This is a genomic window from Rhodococcus sp. ARC_M6, assembly GCF_022810305.1.
GTDB lineage: Bacteria > Actinomycetota > Actinomycetes > Mycobacteriales > Mycobacteriaceae > Rhodococcus_F.
The window spans coordinates 48,286-69,090 of sequence record NZ_JALGQH010000005.1; the positions used below are offsets into that span (position 1 = coordinate 48,286).

The 20,805-nt window shown below is 61.0% G+C and carries 23 protein-coding genes; 10 read left to right on the forward strand and 13 right to left on the reverse strand.

The genetic code is table 11. The features are described 5' to 3' along the window. The first annotated feature begins 36 nt into the window (after positions 1–36). Together MTX36_RS08450 and MTX36_RS08455 are read left to right on the forward strand one after the other, a co-directional pair. Positions 37–1,143 carry an iron-siderophore ABC transporter substrate-binding protein gene (locus MTX36_RS08450; RefSeq protein ID WP_243619280.1) on the forward strand — a complete coding sequence of 369 codons (1,107 nt, stop codon included), beginning with the start codon at positions 37–39 and terminating at the stop codon, positions 1,141–1,143. A 4-nt stretch (positions 1,144–1,147) separates the two neighbouring features. Then, on the forward strand, positions 1,148–1,621 hold the full coding sequence (locus MTX36_RS08455; RefSeq protein WP_243619281.1) for an NUDIX domain-containing protein: 474 nt from the start codon (positions 1,148–1,150) through the stop codon (positions 1,619–1,621). A 74-nt stretch (positions 1,622–1,695) separates the two neighbouring features. On the opposite strand, the gene MTX36_RS08460 is transcribed toward MTX36_RS08455, so the two are convergent. The 5 genes from MTX36_RS08460 to MTX36_RS08480 form a co-directional block, all read right to left on the reverse strand. Further along, entirely contained in the window at positions 1,696–2,310 is a 615-nt protein-coding gene (locus tag MTX36_RS08460; RefSeq protein WP_243619282.1) for a hypothetical protein, read from the reverse strand. A 529-nt stretch (positions 2,311–2,839) separates the two neighbouring features. Continuing rightward, complete coding sequence (nrdF, locus tag MTX36_RS08465; RefSeq protein WP_169632853.1) at positions 2,840–3,805, reverse strand: class 1b ribonucleoside-diphosphate reductase subunit beta; 966 nt, start codon at positions 3,803–3,805, stop codon at positions 2,840–2,842. Positions 3,806–3,841: 36 nt separating this feature from the next. Next, on the reverse strand, positions 3,842–6,025 hold the full coding sequence (gene nrdE, locus MTX36_RS08470) for a class 1b ribonucleoside-diphosphate reductase subunit alpha (RefSeq protein WP_374230451.1): 2,184 nt from the start codon (positions 6,023–6,025) through the stop codon (positions 3,842–3,844). Continuing rightward, on the reverse strand, positions 5,983–6,462 hold the full coding sequence (gene nrdI / locus MTX36_RS08475) for a class Ib ribonucleoside-diphosphate reductase assembly flavoprotein NrdI (RefSeq protein WP_169632852.1): 480 nt from the start codon (positions 6,460–6,462) through the stop codon (positions 5,983–5,985). The genes nrdE and nrdI overlap by 43 nt, the downstream gene beginning before the upstream one ends. Before the next feature lie 95 nt (positions 6,463–6,557). Further along, entirely contained in the window at positions 6,558–6,788 is a 231-nt protein-coding gene (locus MTX36_RS08480) for a redoxin NrdH (RefSeq protein ID WP_094274915.1), read from the reverse strand. A 303-nt stretch (positions 6,789–7,091) separates the two neighbouring features. Here MTX36_RS08480 and MTX36_RS08485 point away from each other — a divergent pair, with 303 nt between their 5' ends. Further along, positions 7,092–7,931 carry a siderophore-interacting protein gene (locus MTX36_RS08485; protein WP_243619283.1) on the forward strand — a complete coding sequence of 280 codons (840 nt, stop codon included), beginning with the start codon at positions 7,092–7,094 and terminating at the stop codon, positions 7,929–7,931. 61 nt (positions 7,932–7,992) lie between these two features. Here the strand turns inward: MTX36_RS08485 and MTX36_RS08490 are convergent, their stop codons facing one another. After that, complete coding sequence (locus MTX36_RS08490; protein ID WP_243619284.1) at positions 7,993–8,559, reverse strand: NAD(P)H-dependent oxidoreductase; 567 nt, start codon at positions 8,557–8,559, stop codon at positions 7,993–7,995. Positions 8,560–8,667: 108 nt separating this feature from the next. Between MTX36_RS08490 and MTX36_RS08495 the strand changes: the two genes are divergently transcribed. Continuing rightward, positions 8,668–9,267 carry a TetR/AcrR family transcriptional regulator gene (locus MTX36_RS08495; protein ID WP_243619285.1) on the forward strand — a complete coding sequence of 200 codons (600 nt, stop codon included), beginning with the start codon at positions 8,668–8,670 and terminating at the stop codon, positions 9,265–9,267. A gap of 36 nt (positions 9,268–9,303) precedes the next feature. Beyond that, positions 9,304–10,125 carry an META domain-containing protein gene (locus MTX36_RS08500; RefSeq protein ID WP_243619287.1) on the forward strand — a complete coding sequence of 274 codons (822 nt, stop codon included), beginning with the start codon at positions 9,304–9,306 and terminating at the stop codon, positions 10,123–10,125. Between the two features lies 1 nt (position 10,126). Here the strand turns inward: MTX36_RS08500 and MTX36_RS08505 are convergent, their stop codons facing one another. Further along, the gene (locus tag MTX36_RS08505) at positions 10,127–10,681 is read right to left on the reverse strand and encodes a nucleosidase (RefSeq protein WP_243619288.1); all 555 of its coding nucleotides are present in this window, start codon (positions 10,679–10,681) and stop codon (positions 10,127–10,129) included. A 34-nt stretch (positions 10,682–10,715) separates the two neighbouring features. Between MTX36_RS08505 and nadE the strand changes: the two genes are divergently transcribed. Continuing rightward, positions 10,716–11,540 carry an ammonia-dependent NAD(+) synthetase gene (gene nadE / locus MTX36_RS08510; RefSeq protein ID WP_243619291.1) on the forward strand — a complete coding sequence of 275 codons (825 nt, stop codon included), beginning with the start codon at positions 10,716–10,718 and terminating at the stop codon, positions 11,538–11,540. Between the two features lie 12 nt (positions 11,541–11,552). Here nadE and MTX36_RS08515 read toward each other — a convergent pair whose 3' ends face one another. The 3 genes from MTX36_RS08515 to moaA form a co-directional block, all read right to left on the reverse strand. Then, positions 11,553–12,374, reverse strand: coding sequence for a hypothetical protein (locus MTX36_RS08515; RefSeq protein ID WP_243619292.1), 822 nt, complete (start codon positions 12,372–12,374; stop codon positions 11,553–11,555). A 370-nt stretch (positions 12,375–12,744) separates the two neighbouring features. Then, positions 12,745–13,002 (reverse strand): MoaD/ThiS family protein, encoded by a 258-nt coding sequence (locus MTX36_RS08520; RefSeq protein WP_243619294.1) that lies wholly within the window; start codon positions 13,000–13,002, stop codon positions 12,745–12,747. Continuing rightward, positions 12,995–14,053 carry a GTP 3',8-cyclase MoaA gene (gene moaA / locus MTX36_RS08525; protein ID WP_243619453.1) on the reverse strand — a complete coding sequence of 353 codons (1,059 nt, stop codon included), beginning with the start codon at positions 14,051–14,053 and terminating at the stop codon, positions 12,995–12,997. The genes MTX36_RS08520 and moaA overlap by 8 nt, the downstream gene beginning before the upstream one ends. Before the next feature lie 121 nt (positions 14,054–14,174). Here moaA and glp point away from each other — a divergent pair, with 121 nt between their 5' ends. The 4 genes from glp (at position 14,175) to MTX36_RS08545 (ending at position 18,419) form a co-directional block, all read left to right on the forward strand. Next, positions 14,175–15,374, forward strand: a complete 1,200-nt coding sequence (glp, locus tag MTX36_RS08530) for a gephyrin-like molybdotransferase Glp (RefSeq protein ID WP_243619454.1) — start codon at positions 14,175–14,177, stop codon at positions 15,372–15,374. 13 nt (positions 15,375–15,387) lie between these two features. Continuing rightward, positions 15,388–16,386 carry a bifunctional molybdenum cofactor biosynthesis protein MoaC/MoaB gene (moaCB, locus tag MTX36_RS08535; protein ID WP_243619295.1) on the forward strand — a complete coding sequence of 333 codons (999 nt, stop codon included), beginning with the start codon at positions 15,388–15,390 and terminating at the stop codon, positions 16,384–16,386. Continuing rightward, the gene (locus MTX36_RS08540; protein WP_243619297.1) at positions 16,379–16,792 is read left to right on the forward strand and encodes a molybdenum cofactor biosynthesis protein MoaE; all 414 of its coding nucleotides are present in this window, start codon (positions 16,379–16,381) and stop codon (positions 16,790–16,792) included. Before moaCB ends, MTX36_RS08540 begins: the two co-directional genes overlap by 8 nt. Before the next feature lie 232 nt (positions 16,793–17,024). Beyond that, positions 17,025–18,419 (forward strand): DEAD/DEAH box helicase, encoded by a 1,395-nt coding sequence (locus MTX36_RS08545; RefSeq protein WP_243619299.1) that lies wholly within the window; start codon positions 17,025–17,027, stop codon positions 18,417–18,419. A 16-nt stretch (positions 18,420–18,435) separates the two neighbouring features. Here MTX36_RS08545 and bluB read toward each other — a convergent pair whose 3' ends face one another. From bluB to MTX36_RS08560, 3 genes are read right to left on the reverse strand one after another with little or no spacing between them, the layout of a single operon-like run. Beyond that, entirely contained in the window at positions 18,436–19,065 is a 630-nt protein-coding gene (bluB, locus tag MTX36_RS08550) for a 5,6-dimethylbenzimidazole synthase (protein WP_243619301.1), read from the reverse strand. Beyond that, positions 19,062–20,093, reverse strand: coding sequence for a GTP-binding protein (locus tag MTX36_RS08555; protein WP_243619304.1), 1,032 nt, complete (start codon positions 20,091–20,093; stop codon positions 19,062–19,064). Before MTX36_RS08555 ends, bluB begins: the two co-directional genes overlap by 4 nt. A 9-nt stretch (positions 20,094–20,102) precedes the next feature. Beyond that, positions 20,103–20,705, reverse strand: a complete 603-nt coding sequence (locus tag MTX36_RS08560; RefSeq protein WP_243619306.1) for a lipocalin family protein — start codon at positions 20,703–20,705, stop codon at positions 20,103–20,105. Positions 20,706–20,805 lie beyond the last annotated feature (100 nt).

Here is a 20,805-nt window from a genome sequence, read left to right on the forward strand (position 1 = left end):
CTAAAGCGGCGCCCGCCCACACAGGAAGCCGTCGACTTGTCTGTTCTCTCCCGCACGTCCCTCTCCCGCACGACTCTCCCCCGCACTGCCGTCCGTACTGCCGTCCGCCGTACATCGGTTCTCGGTATCGCAGCCGCACTGCTCGTTCTCGCTGGTTGTTCCTCGGATTCCACCGACGACGCTGCCAGCACCATCGTCCGCACGACGACGTCGATCGTCGGAGCAGCGGTCCTGGGAATCGAGCGCGATACCGCGACGGCGTGCCCCGCGGCGACAGCGCCCGACGCCGGCGCCGGTCCGGCCGTGAAACGCCACGTCGTTCATACAGCCGGCGTGGCCGAAGTGCCTTCGGATCCGCAGCGGATCGTGGTGCTCGACAGCGCCTCGATGGACGCAGTGTGCGCATTGGGATTGTGGGAACGTGTGGTGGGCGCCACTACCGGCGTTGATTCTCCGCAGCCGTCGTACCTCGGTTTCGGTATCTCCGAGATTCCGAGCGTCGGCCCCGTCAGTGCTCCCGACGTCAATGCGATCAAGGCAGCCGCCCCGGACGTAATCCTCGGATCGTCGCCCTCGTCCGCCGATCTGTATTCACAGCTCAATGCGGTTGCGCCGACGGTTTTTGCCGGGTCCGATCCGGTGTATTGGAAAGCGCAATTTGCTTTGTCCGGCCAAGCCCTCGGGCGCTCTGCCGCCGCGACAGCGCAGTTGGATCGGTATCAACAGGACGCCCGGCAACTGGGTGAGGCACTGAATGCGGCGCAAACCCAGGCATCGGTAGTCCGTTTCGGCGCTCGAGATCTCGAGATCGAAGGACCGGCGACATTTGCGGGTCAGGTTCTCAGCGACATCGGTGCCCAACGCCCACCGGCCCAACGGCTCACGGACACAACAACTGCCGTGGTTCCGACCGATGATCTCAGTTCAGCCGACGGTGACCTGATCTACGTAATGTTCCACGGTCCCAGCGGGCTCGAATATGGCACCGAGGTCATGAAGAGTGATCAGTGGCGAGAACTCGGCGCGGCCTCCGGCAACCGCGTATTCGTCGCCGAGGACCCAATTTGGAGTGGCAACGGAATCACTGCCGCGTACGCAATGCTCGCTGATCTGCAACGCACCCTCAACGGATACGCGAGCTGATTTCGTGCCGGTTCCGGAGTTCATAGTCGCCTTGCGCGAGAAGGTCGGTCACGCGCCGCTCTGGCTGTCCGGAGTGAGCGTCGTGATTCGCGACGATGCCGGACGGGTCCTGCTTACCCGCCGGGCCGACAACGGCCAGTGGGCCGTCGTCTCGGGTGTTCTGGAGCCGGGCGAGGAGCCGGCGTCGGCCGCTGTGCGCGAAGCCAAGGAAGAAACGGGTGTCGACGCGGAGTTGATCCGCATCACGAGTGTTGATGTCACAGAGCCCATTACGTATCCGAACGGCGACGTGACGCAGTACCTGGACGTCTGTTTCCTCGCCCGATGGACAGGCGGCGACGCCCATGTCGCGGACGACGAGAACCTCGAGGTCGCCTGGTTTGCGCCGGACGACCTTCCGTCGGACCTGACTGATACCTCACGCCTGCGTCTCGAAAAAGCGTTGCAGGACAACGCAGAAGCCTGGTTCTCGCGCTAGCCCCCACTCCCCTTCAACGACCGAAGCCCGATTCCCGCGTGAGCAGGAATCGGGCTTCGTCGTTGGACTCGCCGCTAGGCGACAACCGCACTAGCGAACTCTCGCCGCCTCTGCAACCATCGCAAATCGACGAATGACTTGAATGACGCCAACAAGTCATCATCGTTGCCAACTGCACGTCGAGTCACACTCAAGTTAGTCATACGCCCCCTACCAAGCCCCGGTTGCTTCTTCAGCAACCGCTTCGGCGTGGTGAGCAGTTTTCCGCTACGGGAGTACACGGCCTGTTCAAGCTGGGCGTATGTCAGGACACTCGTTTCGTAGTATCGACCCGCAGACATCAACAGATGGGTCGATACCCATTCCTTCGGTACCAAAAGTAGCGGCTTGCCGTCCACGACTGGAAGGTGAAGTGACTCCCTCGCCCAGTCCGCTTGCGACGGATCCCAGACCTGACGCAGATACGTCTTAGTCTGATGCCCATGAGCTTTGAAGTGCGGATATGACGCCACGACATCCGCCGTGAATGCCGCGAGTGGAGCGAAGATGATACGAGTTGTGATGTCGGACATAATATCTCGATCAATGCCTTCGACGAACAGCGGCAAATCTTCGACCTCGCGGAGCAACCCGACGCGTAGCAACGCCTCCACGTTATTTGCAAGTGTGTCCCACATGCGCATTCCCACGTCATCAGCTCCGCCGTGCCCACTGAAGCTACTCACAGCAAGACCGAGGCGAGTCTCCCAGGGCTCCTCGAACTGTTGCAACAGACGTCGGCCGAAACTGTGATCCGCAGTGCTCGGCGATAAGACACACCGAGAAACCTGGGAAAAGAACGTCTCGGTACACCGATTCGCTTCGCGCGCGAACGGGTTTGAGTCTCCTTGCAGGCGGATTGCACGGGGATCGACAAAGAGTCGGTTGTCGATGGATACATCAACATCTACAAACGGAACGGGACCAGAGATCCCGTAGTGATCGGTGATGGAAGGCACTTTGGCCAGCCTTTCACGGTATCGCCTGCACCCATCCGGGTGAGGCTGGTCTCCCATCCAAGGAAGATTTCCCAGGATGTTGCATCGACCTCAGAATCTGAGGTTGCGATGCGGTTGAGAGGACCGTTACGCTGGCGTTGCTACACGGGTTGCGTAAGCGATCCTCGCTGGGGTGAGCATTGGCGTGCTCACCCCAGAGTCTTTTCTAAGGGATTTCGCTCTAGAAATCCCAGTCGTCGTCTTCGGTGTTTATTGCCTTGCCGATGACGTAGGAGCTTCCCGAGCCGGAGAAGAAGTCGTGATTCTCGTCGGCGTTGGGTGAAAGTGCCGAGAGGATAGCCGGATTGACGTCCGTCTCGTCCTTCGGGAAGAGGCCTTCGTAACCGAGGTTGTTGAGGGCCTTGTTGGCGTTGTAACGCAGGAACTTCTTGACGTCTTCGGTCAGACCCACCTCGTCGTAGAGGTCCTGGGTGTACTCGACCTCGTTCTCGTACAGCTCGAAAAGCAGCTCGAACGTGTAGTTCTTGAGCTCTTCGCGCTCGGCCTCGGAGAGCTGCTCGAGACCCTTCTGGTACTTGTAGCCGATGTAGTAACCGTGCACGGCCTCGTCGCGGATGATGAGGCGAATGAGGTCAGCCGTGTTGGTGAGCTTGGCCCGTGAGGACCAGTACATCGGCAGGTAGAAACCGGAGTAGAAGAGGAAGCTCTCGAGCAGCGTCGACGCGACCTTGCGCTTGAGCGGCGACTCACCGTTGTAGTAGTCGAGAACGATCTGCGCCTTGCGCTGCAGGTTGGGGTTCTCTTCCGACCAGCGGAATGCGTCGTCGATGTCCGGGGTGGAGCACAGCGTCGAGAAGATCGAGCTGTAGCTCTTGGCGTGCACCGATTCCATGAAGGCGATGTTGGTGTACACCGCTTCTTCGTGGGGGGTGATGGCGTCGGGGATGAGGCTGACGGCGCCGACGGTTCCCTGAATGGTGTCGAGCAGTGTCAGACCCGTGAAAACACGCATCGTGAGCTGCTTCTCGGGAGCGGTCAGAGTTCCCCAGGACGGGATGTCGTTGGAGACCGGCACCTTTTCGGGCAGCCAGAAGTTGCTGACGAGGCGATCCCACACCTCGGCATCCTTCTCGTCCTGGACGCGATTCCAGTTGATCGCGGAAACGCGACTGACCAGCTTGACCATTAGTTCCTCACTTCGTTCGGTTGGGGGCGGAGCGACCTACAGCATGCAGGAAACGCAGCCCTCGACCTCGGTGCCTTCGAGTGCCATCTGACGCAGGCGGATGTAGTAGAGCGTCTTGATGCCCTTACGCCATGCGTAGATCTGCGCCTTGTTGATGTCGCGGGTGGTGGCGGTGTCCTTGAAGAACAGGGTCAGGGACAGGCCCTGGTCGACGTGCTGCGTTGCGGCAGCATAGGTGTCGATGATCTTCTCGTACCCGATTTCGTAGGCATCCTGGTAGTACTCCAGGTTGTCGTTGGTCAGGTAGGGCGCCGGGTAGTAGACGCGACCGATCTTGCCTTCCTTGCGGATCTCGATCTTCGACGCCACCGGGTGAATGGAGCTGGTGGAGTAGTTGATGTACGAGATCGAGCCGGTGGGCGGTACGGCCTGCAGGTTCTGGTTGTAGATGCCGTGCTTCTGCACCGACGCCTTCAGCTCGCGCCAGTCGTCCTGCGTGGGGATGTGAAGTTCGGCGCCGGCGAAGAGTCCGCGAACCTTGTCGGTTGCCGGCTCCCACACCTGGTCGGTGTACTTGTCGAAGAATTCGCCCGACGCGTACTGCGATTCGGGGAAGCCCTTGAAGTAGGAGCCGCGCTCGATGGCAATCCGGTTGGATGCCTGCAGGGCGTGGAACAGCACCGTGTAGAAGTAGATGTTCGTGAAGTCGATGCCTTCTTCGCTGCCGTAGAAGATTCGCTCACGTGCGAGGTACCCGTGCAGGTTCATCTGGCCAAGGCCGATGGCATGGGAATCGTTGTTGCCCTGCTCGATCGACGGCACGGAGTAGATGTGCGTCTGATCCGATACGGCGGTCAAACCGCGGATCGCGACCTCGATGGTCTTGGCGAAGTCCGGTGAGTCCATGGTCTTCGCGATGTTCAGCGAGCCCAGGTTGCAGGAGATGTCCTTGCCGACGTGGCTGTAGGTCAGATCCTCGTTGAACTCGGACGGGGTGGAGACCTGCAGGATCTCGGAGCACAGGTTGGAGTGCGTGATCTTGCCGGCGATGGGGTTGGCCTTGTTCACCGTGTCCTCGAACATGATGTACGGGTAACCCGATTCGAACTGCAGCTCGGCGACGGTCTGGAAGAATTCGCGAGCCTTGATCTTGGACTTGCGAATTCGCTTGTCGTCGACCATCTCGTAGTACTTCTCGGAGACGTTGATGTCGGAGAACGGGACACCGTAGATGCGCTCGACGTCGTACGGCGAGAACAGGTACATGTCTTCGTTCTTCTTCGCCAGCTCGAACGTGATGTCCGGGATGACGACGCCGAGGGAGAGCGTCTTGATGCGGATCTTCTCGTCGGCGTTTTCACGCTTGGTGTCGAGGAAACGGTAAATGTCGGGGTGGTGCGCGTGCAGGTACACGGCACCGGCACCCTGACGGGCTCCGAGCTGGTTGGCGTAGGAGAATGAGTCTTCGAGGAGCTTCATGATCGGGATGACACCCGAGCTCTGGTTCTCGATCTTCTTGATGGGGGCGCCGTGCTCACGAATGTTGGTGAGCAGCAAGGCAACTCCGCCGCCGCGCTTGGACAGCTGCAGGGCCGAGTTGATGGAACGTCCGATGGACTCCATGTTGTCTTCGATGCGCAGCAGGAAGCAGGACACGGGCTCGCCACGCTGCTTCTTGCCGGAGTTGAGGAACGTGGGGGTGGCGGGCTGGAAGCGTCCGGCGATGATCTCGTTGACGAGCTCGACAGCCAGATCTTCGTTACCGGCAGCCAACGTCAGTGCCACCATGCACACACGATCTTCGAAACGCTCGAGGTAACGCTTACCGTCAAATGTCTTGAGCGTGTAGGACGTGTAGTACTTGAACGCGCCCAGGAACGTCGGGAAACGGAACTTCTTGGAGTACGCGTGGTCGATCAGGAACTTCACGAACGTACGTGAGTACTGGTCGAGAACCTCGGCGTCGTAGTAGTTCTCCTCGACGAGGTAGTCGAGCTTCTCGTCGAGATTGTGGAAGAACACGGTGTTCTGGTTGACGTGCTGCAGGAAGTACTGACGAGCTGCCGCGACATCCATCTCGAACTGGATCTCGCCGTTCGTGCCGTACAGGTTGAGCATGGCGTTGAGTGCGTGGTAGTCGAGACCGTTGGTGGAATCACCGCCGCGTACATCACGCTCTACGCTTCCAGCCGCGATCGTGTCAGTGATGGTTGGCGCCACTGCCCGTTCTCCTTCTCTGCTTCGAGATGATTCCAGAACTCCCCCAATCCTTCTCGTACCCGTTCGACGTCCTCGGCAGTGCCCATGAGTTCGAACCGGTACAGAAAAGGAACGTGGCATTTCTGGGAAATGATGTTTCCTGCATAGCAAAAGGATTCACCGAAATTGGTGTTTCCCGCCGCGATCACCGCTCTGATCAACGACCTGTTGTGTGGATTGTTCAAAAAACGAATGACCGGCTTGGGCACATAACTGGTGTCGCGGCCTGTCACTGTAACCCCGCCACCGTAGGTGGGCAGGATCAGTACATAGGGCTCGTCAACACGAAATGAGCCGTCACGGTCATGGATAGGTATACGTGTCGCAGGCAGTCCGAGACGTTGAACGAATCGGTGGGTGTTCTCCGACACGCTGGAAAAGTAGACCAGCGAAGTCATCGGTTGTCACCATTTCCCATTACGGTGCCTGGAAGGACTTACTCGGACGCACCGGCAGTCTCGACTGTCTCGTCGACGGCTGGCGCGGATGCACTTCAAGCAGCGACGGCCAGGGTCTTGATGCGATCAGGGCGGAAGCCCGACCAGTGATCTTCACCGGCAACCACGACGGGTGCCTGGAGGTATCCGAGCGCCATGACGTAGTCACGGGCTTCGGCATCCTCGGTGATGTCGATGATGTCGTATTCGATACCGGCCTTGTCGAGCGCACGGTAGGTGGCATTGCACTGAACGCAAGCGGGCTTGGTGTAGACGGTGATGCTCATTGAGAGTCCCTCTTTCGCGTAGCCAACAAAGGCCGATGTAGTGATGTTCAGCACCGATTAGACCGATTGCCGGAGTCTCGCTTCAAGCGTTCCGCGTTGTGGTCTCTCAGTGCTCAAGACACTACACCTAGTGGCCGACAGAAACACATAACGCGACATGTTGTGAGTCACAAAGATGGAATTCCCAGGTCGACCCAGATCAGAGCCGATATTTCCAAGCACTTTTCCCGCGCGTCGGCGTGTCACCCGTCACATTCATACCCGGGGTCCGACCACGCCTCACAACGCCGTCTCACCCCTACCATGAGAGGGGTGGAATCACTCCCGATCGACGAATCTCAGCACCACCAGGCGACCGTCCTACGAACGCTGCAGGTAACCCCACTGATGCGCCGAATAACCTTCGGCGGATCAGGCTTGAAGACCTTCGAATCGAGCGGTTTGCCCGACGAACGAGTCCTCGTCAGATTCCCCCTCGATCCACCACATGCCCGTAGTTACACAGTGCGTCGATGGACACACTCGTCGGGCGAAGTCGATATCGACTTCGTTCTCCACGGCCACGGTGGGGCAGCGCACTGGGCCGAGTCGGCCGCTCCCGGCGACACCGTCGAACTCGGGCCGGCCAGCGGATGGTTCCGTCCGCCCGAGAACGCAGAGCGACTCGTACTCGTCGCCGACCACGCCGCACTACCCGCGCTCGGCCGAATTCTCGAGACAGCGCCCGCCGGACTCTCCGTCCGCGTCATCGCGCAGATACCTGATGCGAGCGAACAGCAGACCATCACAACAGACGCCGTCGTCGACTACCGATGGATCAGCGACACAGACTCAACCCTCGAGGCCCTGGCCGCCGCCCTGACCGAAAATCCCCGACCGGACGGCACCGGATACATCTGGTGCGCCGTCGAGGCAGCTGACGCGCGCCGCCTACGCAACTACCTTCGGCACACTCTGAAAATCCCGGCGACCGACATGCATGTCATGGGCTACTGGCGCCGCGACAAAGAGAATTGGGAACGCCTGTACGCGGCAGTGTCGGATCGCATCGATGAGGCAATGGGCGAAGCGATGTTGGCAGGCAAGGACTTCGAGGCCGTAAGAGATGCCGTCGACGCGGCCATGGAACGCGAGGGTTTGTGATCCAGCACAGCACTCGGGGGCCGTACCTTCCGGCACGGCCCCCGAGTGGAGAACAAAAAGATCAGGCGTCGACGCGCGCCTTGGTGGCGTCCACCAGGTCTGCGACAACCTTGGAGACCTGAGCAACAACCTCGGCGTTCTCACGCGGGTGCTCGGTGCCGAACTTGTCGAAGGTGCTGGCAATACTCAGAGCGGTGTCTTCGATGACCTTGCCGCCGGCAACGCCGACAGCCTTGACCGTGTCGTCGTGCGCCCACTTCGCACCGTTGCCGCTGGGGGATGCGCTGATGACCGCAACCGGCTTACCCGTGACTGCGCCGACACCGTACGGACGCGAGATCCAGTCGATGGCGTTCTTGAGGACAGCGGGAATGGTGCCGTTGTACTCAGGCGTGACGAGAAGGAATCCGTCCGCGTCACCGGCGGCGTTACGCAGTGCGTCGACGGCCGGGATAGATGCACCCTCGACGTCGAGGTCTTCGTTGTAGAACGGCACCTCGGCAAGGCCTTCGAGAATCCTCAGGGCCGCACCCTCGGGCGCAGCGGCTACTGCCGTTTCAGCGAGCTGGCGGTTGACGGATCCGGCGCGCAGGCTTCCGACGAGAACGAGAACATTGCTCTGAGACATGAGGTGCTTCCTTCGAGATTGGTGCGGTGGGTGAATCTGATTGAAAGTTATATCAGCTTAAACGGACCACGGTCCACTTGTATTCCTGCGCCCTGTAACCTTCATCAAGTGACCCCAACCCCTCTCCCTCGAATCGGCATGCAACCGGTCGAGCGCGGCGACGCTGCACGTAACCGGGCACTTCTGCTCGACGCCGCAGCCACACTTGTTGCCGAACGAGGTGTCGACGCACTCACCATGGACGCCGTCGCCTGCCGTGCGGGTGTGGGCAAGGGCACAGTATTTCGACGCTTCGGCAGTCGATCCGGACTGATGCAGGCCCTCCTCGACCATACGGAACGAGAACTCCAGCAGCAGTTCATGTTCGGACCACCGCCGCTAGGCCCCGGAGCGCCGCCGATAGACCGACTGGTCGCCTTCGGGCGCGCTCGGATCGCAATGATGGAAGTACAAGGCGACGTGCTTCGAGCCGCTGAGAATGCGCCGGAATTCCGCTTCGGCGGACCGGCCCGCAGCCTCGGCATCATGCATGTGATCAGCCTGCTTCGAGAAGCTGGTGTCGACGGCGATCTGGAACTACTTGCCTCCGCGCTCCTCGCGCCACTCGAAGCGTCACTCGTCTTGCACCAGGTTCGGGACCTCGGAATGACACCGGCACGGCTTACCGAAGGCTGGGAACATCTTGTCCGGCGCGTTACTCGATGTTGATGCCATCGAGCCCAATTCACCACCTAGTCTGAGCAAATGCGCATCGCAGCCGCCGTCATCGGCCTCCTCGCCATCGCAGCCGTGAGCGGCTGTTCCAGCAATTCCGACTCGCCTGGTGGTTCCGAGACCACTTCCACCGCCACTTCCAGTGCGGCAGTTGCAGGCTCCGACCCAACCGGTCGGGTATTCATTTCCACCGCGGTCGACGGAACCCCCATTCCGGGAGGCGGTCCCCTCACCCTCGACTTCACCGCTCCCGGCCGGATTCTCGCGACAGCCGGATGCAACAACGCCACGGGCACAGTGACATTCACCGGCGGCAAGATCACGGCCGACGCCTTGGCCTCGACCATGATGGCGTGCGAACCCGGAGTCATGGAATCCGACGCCTGGGTGGCCACACTCATCGGCGCAACACCGGCGTGGACGCTTTCCGGTGACACATTGACCCTCACGACGGCCGACGCCACAGTCACACTGGCCGACAAGAAGGTTGTTGATCCGGACCGTCCCGTCCAGGGCACTACGTGGACGGTGACGTCGCTCATCACTCCCGACGCCATCAGCACCAGCACCGCGCTCGAAGCCTCAGCGCCGAACTTCACGATTGCAGCCGACGGCACGGTCAGCGGCAGTTCCGGATGCAACCGTATGACGGGATCGGCAACGGTAACCGCCACCACCATCACCTTCACCCCGATGGGCGCCACGATGATGGCGTGCACGGAGGACGTAGCCGCCGTCGAACGCCAGGTTCTGACTGTGCTCGACGGCGAGGTTGCCTACACACTCGACGCCGACACCCTGACGCTCCGCAAGCCGGACGGCAACGGATTGATCCTCACCGCGCAGGGTTAGCTCACACGTTGTCGATCAGCCAGCGTCCCAATTCGCGGGCGCTGGCATCGATTTGGGCCGGCCAGTCCATTGCGGAATCGTCAGCCTGGTCACTCACCTGCTTCACCAATCGGCAACGCGCGCCAGCGACAGTGGCCGCGTAGGCAACAGCGAATCCTTCCATGTCCACGAGGTCGGCACGCTCGGCGAGCGCATCACGGACCGCGGCATCGGAGATGAACGCGTCACCGGTCGCGAGCACTGAATCGTCGCCGCCGAGCAGTTCCAGCCGATCAGCAACCTCATGACCGAAGGATCGAATTGCCGCGCTGCTGATGTCGTGATTGATGACAACACCCGGCACGAACAGCCCACCGTGATGAGTATGTAGCGCGCCGGCGGTACCGATATTGACCACCAGCGGCAACGCGCCCGAACTGAACTTGGCCAGCGCCGACGCGACAGCCGTTGCCGCACTGACCTTTCCGATGCCGGTAATCACCAACTCGAATTCCTGCGGAACATAGGCCGCTTCTGCCGCTGTCGCACTGACCACCAGAACCTGCTGAGCACTCATGCGCGAGACGATACCGCTCGCTAGAGTTCTACCCATGGCCACATTGCGCGAGAGCATCATCGAAGAACTGGGCGCCAAGCCGTCCGTCGACGCCGCCGAGGAAATCGCTGCGCGCGTCCGCTTCCTCAAGGAGTATCTACTCTCAACTCCGGCACAGGGATTCGTCCTCGGAATCAGCGGTGGCCAGGACAGCACCTTGGCGGGCGCACTCGCTCAACGTGCAGCAACCGAACTGCGCGACGAAGGCCACAATGCCGAGTTCGTAGCCGTCCGACTCCCCTACGGGGAGCAAGCCGACGAATCCGACGCTCAGATCGCGCTCGGCTTCATCAAGCCCGACCGTTCCTTGACCGTCAACGTCAAGCCCGGTGCCGACGCCACCGCCCGCGAAGCCTCCGAGGCATTGGGTAACGGCGAACTTCGAGACTTCGTGCGCGGCAACATCAAAGCCCGCGAGCGCATGATGATCCAGTATTCCATCGCCGGACAGTTGGGGTACCTGGTGATCGGTACCGACCACGCCGCCGAGGCCATCACCGGCTTCTTCACCAAATTCGGTGACGGCGGAGTCGACATCACTCCCCTGACGGGCCTGAGCAAGCGCCAGGGCGCAGCACTATTGCAGGAATTGGGCGCACCGGAGAGCACCTGGCGCAAAGTACCGACCGCCGATCTCGAGGACGACCGCCCGGCCCTTCCCGACGAGGTGGCACTGGGGCTCACCTACACCCAGATCGACGACTACCTCGAAGGCAAGGATGTTGCCGACGAGGTAGCCGAAAAACTGGAGAAGATGTACACGAACACGCGTCACAAGCGGACTGTGCCTGTCACACCACTAGACACCTGGTGGCGCTGACGCCAACCGGTATCAGCTGCCGAGGCTGCCGACGAGGCTGCCCAAGCTACCGAGCGAGCCGGTGGACGCCACTACCGCGAAGTTGGTGGTGCAACCGTTGAACTTCACGGCGTCGACGTTGGTGTCGCCGGCATCTGCGCGGCCGACACTCATTCCGTAATGCTCGACCGTGGCGGCGGGGTTGGCGGCGACGATGTCAGCCAGGCTGGTCGGGACATTCCTCGGCACACTGCCGATGTCGCGCGTGCTGATCCACTTGCCGCCCTCGATATTGGTGTGAGTTCCACCGGCAGAGGTGTCAACAACGTCATTACCAGCAGCAACCCAGTAGAGGGTCGTGAATCCGTTGTCGTTCGGGTTCTTGGTATGGGACAGACGTAGCTGGAACGACGCCTGCGAGGTCGGAGCCTTCTCCGCGAAGCCGATCTCCTTCGTTGCCACCTCGGCGAGCGGGACCGAGCCGGCCGAGTGGTACGACACCGAACGGTTGTTGGGCGTAGCTTCCACGATCTTGAGTTCCAGCGAGCCGTCCGTGTCCAGGACATTCTCGGACGAGTAGAAGGCGAGCTGCTTCTTCTCGTCATCGAACGGGATGCCCCAGCCGGCGGGGTCCTTGTCGGTGGAGAGAGCCGAGCAGGTGAAGCCCTCTCCGGAAGAACCGAGCGAGCCGCCGCCCAAAGAACCGAACGAACCGGTGCCCAGAGAACCGAGTGAACCGCTATCTGAAGATGCGAGTGAACCGATTGTTGCGCCGGCCATTGTCGGGGCAGCGAGCGCTGCTGCGCTGACGAGTGCAAAAACGAAGCCAACGCGGCGCTTGGAATTGACAGACATGAAGAATTCCCTTTCACAGGACTTTTCGGGGATCGGATTTGAAACTGAACCTAGCACGGCAATTCGACCATTCCGCACGCCGGAAATGCTGACGTCATTCAATTGAATGACACGCTCTCCAAAAGCTAGAACAATGCACACCCACCAAAAGTACTAGTTTTCAAATCTTCTTTTCTCATTTGAAAAATCAACCAATTGAACACAATTGACGTGAAATACGTCTACATCCAGCAGGAACGAGACAAATCCAATGCAACTTGAAAGAGTAACTGGACATTCAATCAGAACAAGTGTTCTCATCATTTCGGTCGGTACCTACACAATGAGGTCGCATCTGGATTATTTCGAAGAAACTTCGAAAACAGGTTCCCTAACCGCCGGCGAAGGGCGGCAGGACGTCCACGACAGGCCCCGTGGCCCTTTCGACATCACGCGTCAACTCATCTCCGACGAGGAACGCTGACACCGACAAGATGCGTGCCATCTCGACGCCGTATTTGTCGGACAACACCGCAACAAGATCAGCCAGCGTGCTCGATTGCGTCAGAGCAACACTCTCTGCACTACAACCGGTTACGTCGGCTGCTGCCGCAAAATACCGAACCGAGATCGTTTCCGAATCAACCACCGATTGCACCCATACTTCTTTCCGGGGGCACAAAATCCGCAGATGCGATCCCGTGACCTGCCCATTTATTCCACATCGCGCCTCGCCACAGATCAGCGAGTTCCTGGTCCGAGGCTCCGGACCGCAGTGCTGCCCGCAGATCCACTTCGCGATCACTGAACAGGCAGGACCGAATCGTGCCCTCCGCCGTCATCCGGGTGCGATCACAATCGGCGCAGAAGGAGCGAGTCACCGACGCGATGATCCCGACCGTGGCCGGGCCGCCGTCGACGCTCCACTCCTCGGCCGGGGCACTGGGATCGTCGCGGCCGATTTCCGCCAATTCGAATTGTGCGCCCAATTCGGCAAGCAACTCGTCGGCAGTGACCATGTTTGCCCGCGCCCAAGTGTGATCGGCGTCGAGCGGCATCTGCTCGATGAATCGCAACTCCACGCCCGCATCCAAACACCACTGAAGTAGTTCGGGGGCCCCGGCGAGAGTCTCGCGCATCAGCACAGCGTTGACTTTCAGTGGCGCCAACCCAACCTTCGCTGCGGCACGAATACCGGCTAATACCGAAGGAAGTCTGTCGCGGCGCGTCAATTCTGCAAAATGTGCACGGTCCACTGAATCCAATGACACATTCACCCGTGTCAACCCGGCTGCCGCTAATTGCGCTGCGCGATGTTCCAAACCGACAGCATTAGTGGTCATTACCAACGGAATTCCCGGAACCCGCTGGGCGCAACCCGAAATGATTTTCTCTAGATCCTTACGCATCAGCGGTTCGCCGCCGGTAAATCGAACTTCCCGAATACCGACTAGGTCAACTCCGATACCTACTACCCGAACAATCTCGTCAGCAGACAACAAATCTTGTGGCGCAATGGCCGGTAAGCCCTCTTCCGGCATGCAGTAAGTGCAACGCAGTGAACACTTTTCGGTGATCGAGACGCGGAAGTCGCGGGCAACGCGCCCGAACTTGTCGATCAACGCAGTCGAATCGGGCCGACCTGCCATTGATACAGAATCGCCACGGACAGTGGGGATCCCCATCGCCACGGGAGTCATTGCCGCACCAGGTTCCGCATCACTCCAGTATGGCGCAGCATTCAACGACATGTGTCAGAGCCTGATGTGTCGGACGGATCACTCCGCCTAGAATCAGGAGATGAAAGAGGCTGCTGCTGCTGTGAGCGCACGTTCCGTCGAAGATCATCGCGCCCATGTGTCCGGATTACTGGCCGCATTGCATACCCTTGCGCCTACTCCACTCCCCGTCGTCGAAGCCTTGGGCTCCATCGTCGCGGCAGACGTCAACTCGCCCGTCGATCTACCGTTGTTCCGTAACTCGCAGATGGACGGATATGCCGTCGACGCGCAGTCGGTGCGCACCGTACCGGTCACACTTACCGTGCGTGGAGTTCTCGCTGCCGGCAGTGGTAAACCCCCGAAGCACCTCGAAGGCTCAGCTTTTCGGATCATGACCGGAGCGCCCATCCCGGAAGGTGCGGACGCCATCATCCCGGTCGAGGACACCACCAACCACTCGGAGCACACTGTCACCATCGAGCGCGGCCGCGCCGCGGGTGAGTTCGTGCGCGAACGCGGCAGCGATATCACCGCGGGAATGCTGCTGGTCCGGTCGGGCACTCGCCTCGAACCTCGACACATTGCGGCACTCGCCGCCGTCGGCGCTGCCACGGTAACCGTGTACACGCCGCCACGCGTCGCCATCATCACCACGGGTGCCGAATTGAAGAGTGCGGGAACGCAACTCGAACCGGGCGAAATCTACGATTCCAACGGTCCCGCTCTGGCGACGTTGGCCCGAGCCAACGGAGCTGACGTCGTATCGGTTGCGCGCAGCACCGACGATCCTGACATGTTCCGCGAACTACTCTCGTACGCAACATCTGTCGCAGATTTGGTCTTCACCTCCGGCGGTGTGTCCATGGGAGACTTCGAGGTAGTCAAGGAAACATTGGGGCCACTAGGCGCACAGTTCGGCCACGTCGCCATGCAACCCGGCGGGCCTCAGGGCACCGCCGTCGTCAACGAAGTTCCGATACTGAGCTTTCCCGGCAACCCGGTGAGCACGATGATCTCGTTCGAAGTCTTTGCGCGCGGCGATATCCGACATGCCGCCGGACTGCCGTCCATCGCGCCGCAGCGTCACGCCCTGACCGCTCCCCTGCGATCCATTCCCGGCAAGCGCCAATTCCTGCGAGCACGACGCACCAACGACGGCGTCGAACTCGTCTCGGGTGCCGGTTCCCACCTCGTGGCCGCAATGGCCTGGGCCGACGCACTACTCGACATTCCCGCCGACGTCACCGAACTCGACGCCGGTACGCTCGTCGACGTCATTCCGCTCTCCACCTGGTACTGAAGAAGAGGATTTGATGACAGAACTGACACACGTCGACGGTGAAGGCCGCGCCCGCATGGTCGACGTGAGCGCCAAAGCCGAGACGACGCGCATTGCCGTCGCGGCCGGCGAACTGGTGACGACGCCCGAGGTGGTCCGACTTGTCCGCGCTGACGGCATGCCCAAAGCCGACGTGCTGTCGACGGCACGAATCGCCGGAATCTCCGGGGCCAAGAAGACATCGGAACTCATTCCCCTGTGCCACCAACTGGCGCTTTCGTCCGTCAAGGTGGAATTCGGGTTCACGGACAACTCCATCACCGTCGAGGCCACAGCCAAAACTCGTGGGCAGACCGGCGTCGAGATGGAAGCCCTCACCGCAGTAGCGATTGCCGGACTCACCTTGCACGACATGGTCAAGGCAATCGACCCCGGTGCCACGATGAACGGGGTCCGCCTTCTCACCAAAGATGGTGGTAAACACGGACATTGGACGCGCGAGAGCGAACCGACCCCCACCGCTGCACCATTCGCCTTCACCAGCACCCGGTCCGCAGTCGTACTGGTCGCCTCCACCGGCGGCGCCGCCGGCACTCGTCCCGACACCACCGGACCGGCCATCGCGCAGTGGCTCCGAGATCGCGATTTCGAGGTGCGCGGGCCTCTCGTTTACGCGGATGCCGAGATCGCCGCCGGCATCACAGACGCCAAATCGGGTGCCCCCGCACTGATCATCAGCACCGGCGGAACCGGCGCCTCCCCCACCGACGCCACCCCGGAAGCGACCCTCGCGGTGCTCACCCGCCAACTGCCAGGCATTGCCGAAGCTATCCGGAACAAGGGCGTCGAAAAGACCCCTCACGCTTCCCTCAGTCGCGGAGTGGCCGGACTCACAGGCAACCCCACGGGGAGCACTGTCATCGTCAATCTGCCTGGCTCGCCGGGCGGCGTGAAGGACGGACTTTCCGTCCTCGAACCCATCATCGATCACCTGCTCGCGCAGGTTGCAGGCGGAGGAATGCACGATGAGTGAACTGCTGGCACAGATCTCCGAGCACCCCATCTCGACCGCGACCGTCGACGCCGCCGTTGCCGGGCCGAAAAACGGCGCCGTCGTCGCCTTTACCGGAACGGTCCGCAATCATGATGGCGGGCAAGAAGTTTCAGCCCTTGAATACCAGGCACATCCCGACGCCGAACGATTTCTGCGCACCTGCTGCGAGGAGGTATCGGCTTCCACCGGCCTACCTGTCGCTGCAATTCATCGCGTCGGGCATCTCGAAATCGGTGACCTTGCGCTGGTCGCTGCTGTCGCTGCGCCGCATCGGGCCGAAGCATTTGCAGCGTGCGCGGAACTGGTCGAACGGATCAAAGCTGAAGTCCCGATCTGGAAGCGTCAACACTTCTCCAGCGGCATTTCCGAGTGGGTCGGGTTGTAGGGAAACCGTCATCTGCAGGTAGGGTTGCCGTTACTAGGTGTCCGAAAGTGGGCATCCAGCGTCGAAAGAACGCAACTTCAGTTCGCGCAGAGTGCTTAACGCACCCGAACTTCTTACGGCGAAGAAGCCTGCCGACCGGCAGCGCCGCCACCATTGTGCTTGATTGTCAGACCGGGATATTTCCGTGTCGACATCCGGGCACGCAAAGTGCCCCGAAAGGCTCTGAACACACTTGTCTGACACCTCGACTGCCACCTTCGCTTCCCTCGGTGTACGCGCACCCTTGGTCAAGGCCCTCGAAGATGGCGGAATCACGTCTCCCTTCCCGATCCAGATCGACACCCTCCCCGACACCCTGTCGGGACGCGACGTACTGGGCCGCGGAAAGACCGGCAGCGGTAAGACGCTCGCCTTCTCCATCCCCATGGTCTCGCGCCTCGCCGGCGAACTAGCCGGTGGTAAGCGTCGCCCAGGCCGCCCGCTCGGACTCATCCTCGCGCCGACTCGTGAGCTCGCAACCCAGATCACCGCAGCCCTCGAGCCGCTGGCCTCCGCCTACGACCTGCGCGTCACCACCATCTTCGGTGGCGTCTCGCAGCACCGTCAGGTCCAGGCACTCAAGGCCGGCGTCGACATCGTCGTCGCTTGCCCCGGTCGCCTTGAAGACCTCATGAAGCAGAAGTTCGTCAGTCTGGACGCCATCGAGATCACTGTCCTCGACGAGGCCGATCACATGGCCGACCTCGGCTTCCTCCCCGTCGTCACCCGCATCTTGTCCGCCACCCCGGCCAACGGACAGCGTCTGCTGTTCTCCGCCACCCTGGACAACGGTGTCGACAAGCTCGTCAAGCGTTTCCTCAAGAACGAGGTCATGCACTCCGTCGACGAGGCCAACTCCCCCGTCGCAGCAATGACGCACCACATCTTCGACGTCGACGGCGTCGAAGCCAAGAAGGCTCTCGTCGAGAAGCTCGCTTCCGGCACCGGCCGACGCATCCTCTTCATGCGAACCAAGCACCAGGCTCGCAAGCTGGCTCGCCAGCTCACCGAATCGGGTATCCCGTCCGTCGACCTGCACGGCAACCTGTCGCAGGCTGCTCGTGACCGCAACCTCGCGGCGTTCTCCGCCGGCGAGGCCCGCGTTCTCGTCGCCACCGACGTTGCCGCTCGCGGCGTTCACGTCGATGACGTCCAGCTGGTTGTCCACGTCGATCCCCCGGCCGAGCACAAGGCGTACCTGCACCGCAGCGGCCGTACCGCTCGCGCCGGCAGCGCCGGTGACGTTGTCACCGTCGTCCTGCCGGAGCAGCGCAAGGATCTCGCGATCCTCATGCGCAAGGCCTCCATCAAGGTGACCTCGATTCGTTCGACTGCCAACTCCGAGCACGTCATCGCGCTTGTCGGCGACATCGCCCCGCACGTCACCCCGGCCCCCAAGGCACCGGTTCAGCCGCAGGGTCCCGGCCGCGGAGCACGCCCGGCACGCGCCGGACAGGCACGTTCCGGACAGGCACGTTCCGGACAGGGCGGACAGGCACGTTCCGGACAGGGCGGACAGGCACGCGGTGCCCGCACCGGCGGCGCAAGCCGTCCCCGCACCGGTGGCGCACGGCCCGCAGCGCGCTAAACGCCCGCCTTACAACTCAATACGTTTCGAAATGGACAGCGTCGGCCAATGGCCGGCGCTGTTTCCATCCGAAGCGCTCGAGGTCCGGAACCTGTTGAAACTCGGTCACTTTCCCGATACACAGCCAGGCGATGGGCCTCACCGGCGCCGGAATGTTCATCAGTTCGGTGAGATATGCCTCGTCGTAGAACGACACCCACCCGATCCCGATGTCCTCGGCAACCGCCGCCAGCCACAGGTTCTGAATCGCGAGTACCGCGGAAAACAGTCCAGTGTCGTCGACAGTATGGCGACCCAGGATATTGGGGCCGCCCCGCGACGGGTCGTAAGTGACCACGATCCCGGTGCCACTTTCGGTGATCCCCTCGATCTTGATGGGATCGAATGTTTCGCGCCGGTCCTCGGGCAGAGACTTCGCGAAATTCACCCGCGCATCTGCCACATGAGCAGCAAATGTCCCGAGCGTTTCGGGCTTGCGGACGACGACAAAATCCCAGGGTTGCGTGTTCCCGACGCTCGGCGCCCGGTGAGCAGCGTCGAGAATGCGCATCAAGACGTCATCCGGGATTACCTCGCCTGAGAACTCTGCACGCACATCACGTCTGCGCCGGATCGCTTCGTATACAGATACAGCTGATTCACTCACGCTCCGACGGTATAGCGATGTAATCCCAACATGGCGTCCGGGTGGGGTTCGACGCCGACGCTTCGAACACACTCGCGTAGGGCCTCGTCTACGGCCGCACAGTCCATGCCGGTACCGATCACAACCAACTGCGTTATTCGGGGTTCGCCGGCCTTCCAGCGGAGGGGCGTGATCCGCACATGATCCCCCACCGTCTGAACCTCGAATTTTCCTGTGTAACCAGGAATCTCGAAGTTCAGGTATCCCTTGATGCGGTAGACACCGGCCGGTTGATTCTCGAGAAACCGGGTGACCGTCTTGGCGTCGAGCGGTGCGGCGGAAACAAAATCGACTGCCTCGTACCGTGTATGCACGTGATCGTGCCCGCAGGAGTCGTGATCCTCCCGCATCAACTCCTCGAGGCTGAGTTGCTCACCCGGACGCGGAGCAGACGGTGCGCCGGCATCGAACAACAGTCCGGGATCGATCCTCGACTGCGCCGCCTCCGCGATAGGCGCCCGCGGGTTGAGACCACGAATCACCGCGGTGAACTCCATGCGATCCTCGTCGCCGATACAGTCGATCTTGTTGACGACCAGTAAATCCGCGAGTGCGACGTGCTGATCCAATTCGGGATGGTCGCGGCGCGTCGAGCGGAAATTCGCCCCGTCGACAACAACTACCAGTCCACCGTAGGCAACACGGGGATTCTCACTGCCGAGTACGAGTCGAATCATGTTGCGCGGCTCAGCAAGTCCACTGGCTTCGATGACGATGACATCGATCTCGGACTGGCGATGCGCCAACTTGTCGAGCATCTCGTCCATGTCGGAGACATCGACAGCGCAGCACATGCACCCGTTACTGAGCGAGACCATCGAGTCGACCTGACCGGCAACCATCATCGAATCGATGTTGACTGCTCCGAAATCATTGACGATCACACCGATGCGGACGCCGTTATTGTTGCGGAGCAGGTGATTGAGCAGTGTCGTCTTGCCCGAGCCCAGAAATCCGGCGACCACGATCACGGGAATCTGTTTCTTCACGAGGCCACTCTATTGGACGCAGAGCGGTCGAATGTCCTTCATCCCCTCCGTAGTCGGCGACGTCAGGATGGTGCAGGCGTTGTATCCGTGAGTCTCGGCCACTCGGCGGATCTCATTCCATCGTGCGGCATCGACGACCGGTGACCGCGAAAGCACGAAACCCGATAGGCGAAGCGGATCGCCGACAAGCGCCCAGGAATAGTCGTCTGCTACGTAGGTGACGATGTAATTGGGTGGCCCGTCCAGACCGTCTTGTGTGGGAACACCCGGGAAGCTCACATGCAACTGGGCATTCGTCACCACATCGATAACTCGAGCATTACCGGCGATTCCGCTCTGCTGCCCGGTCCACGTTGTACATGTGTTCCGAACGCTCACATTCGACGCATCAAGCACCTCGTATCGAGCCTGCGTATCTTTGGCGCACATCAGGTTGAACGGTTGCGGCACAGCAGCCAATTGGTACCAATCGCCCACGTAACGCTCCACGTCCAGCGATTGCACCGGTTGCAGCGGCTCCCAGATTGGTGCCGCCTGCGCCGTACCGGGCAGTACTGACATAAACGCACACACTCCGACCAGCATGACTGCACTTTGCCCTGACAGTTTCATGTCCCTCTCCTGTCCACCACAAAATTCCGGCCGAGCACTGCTTCCCTCTCGACTCCCTACACAACATTCGGAGCGGACTACCCCACGGATGGGCCGGTAT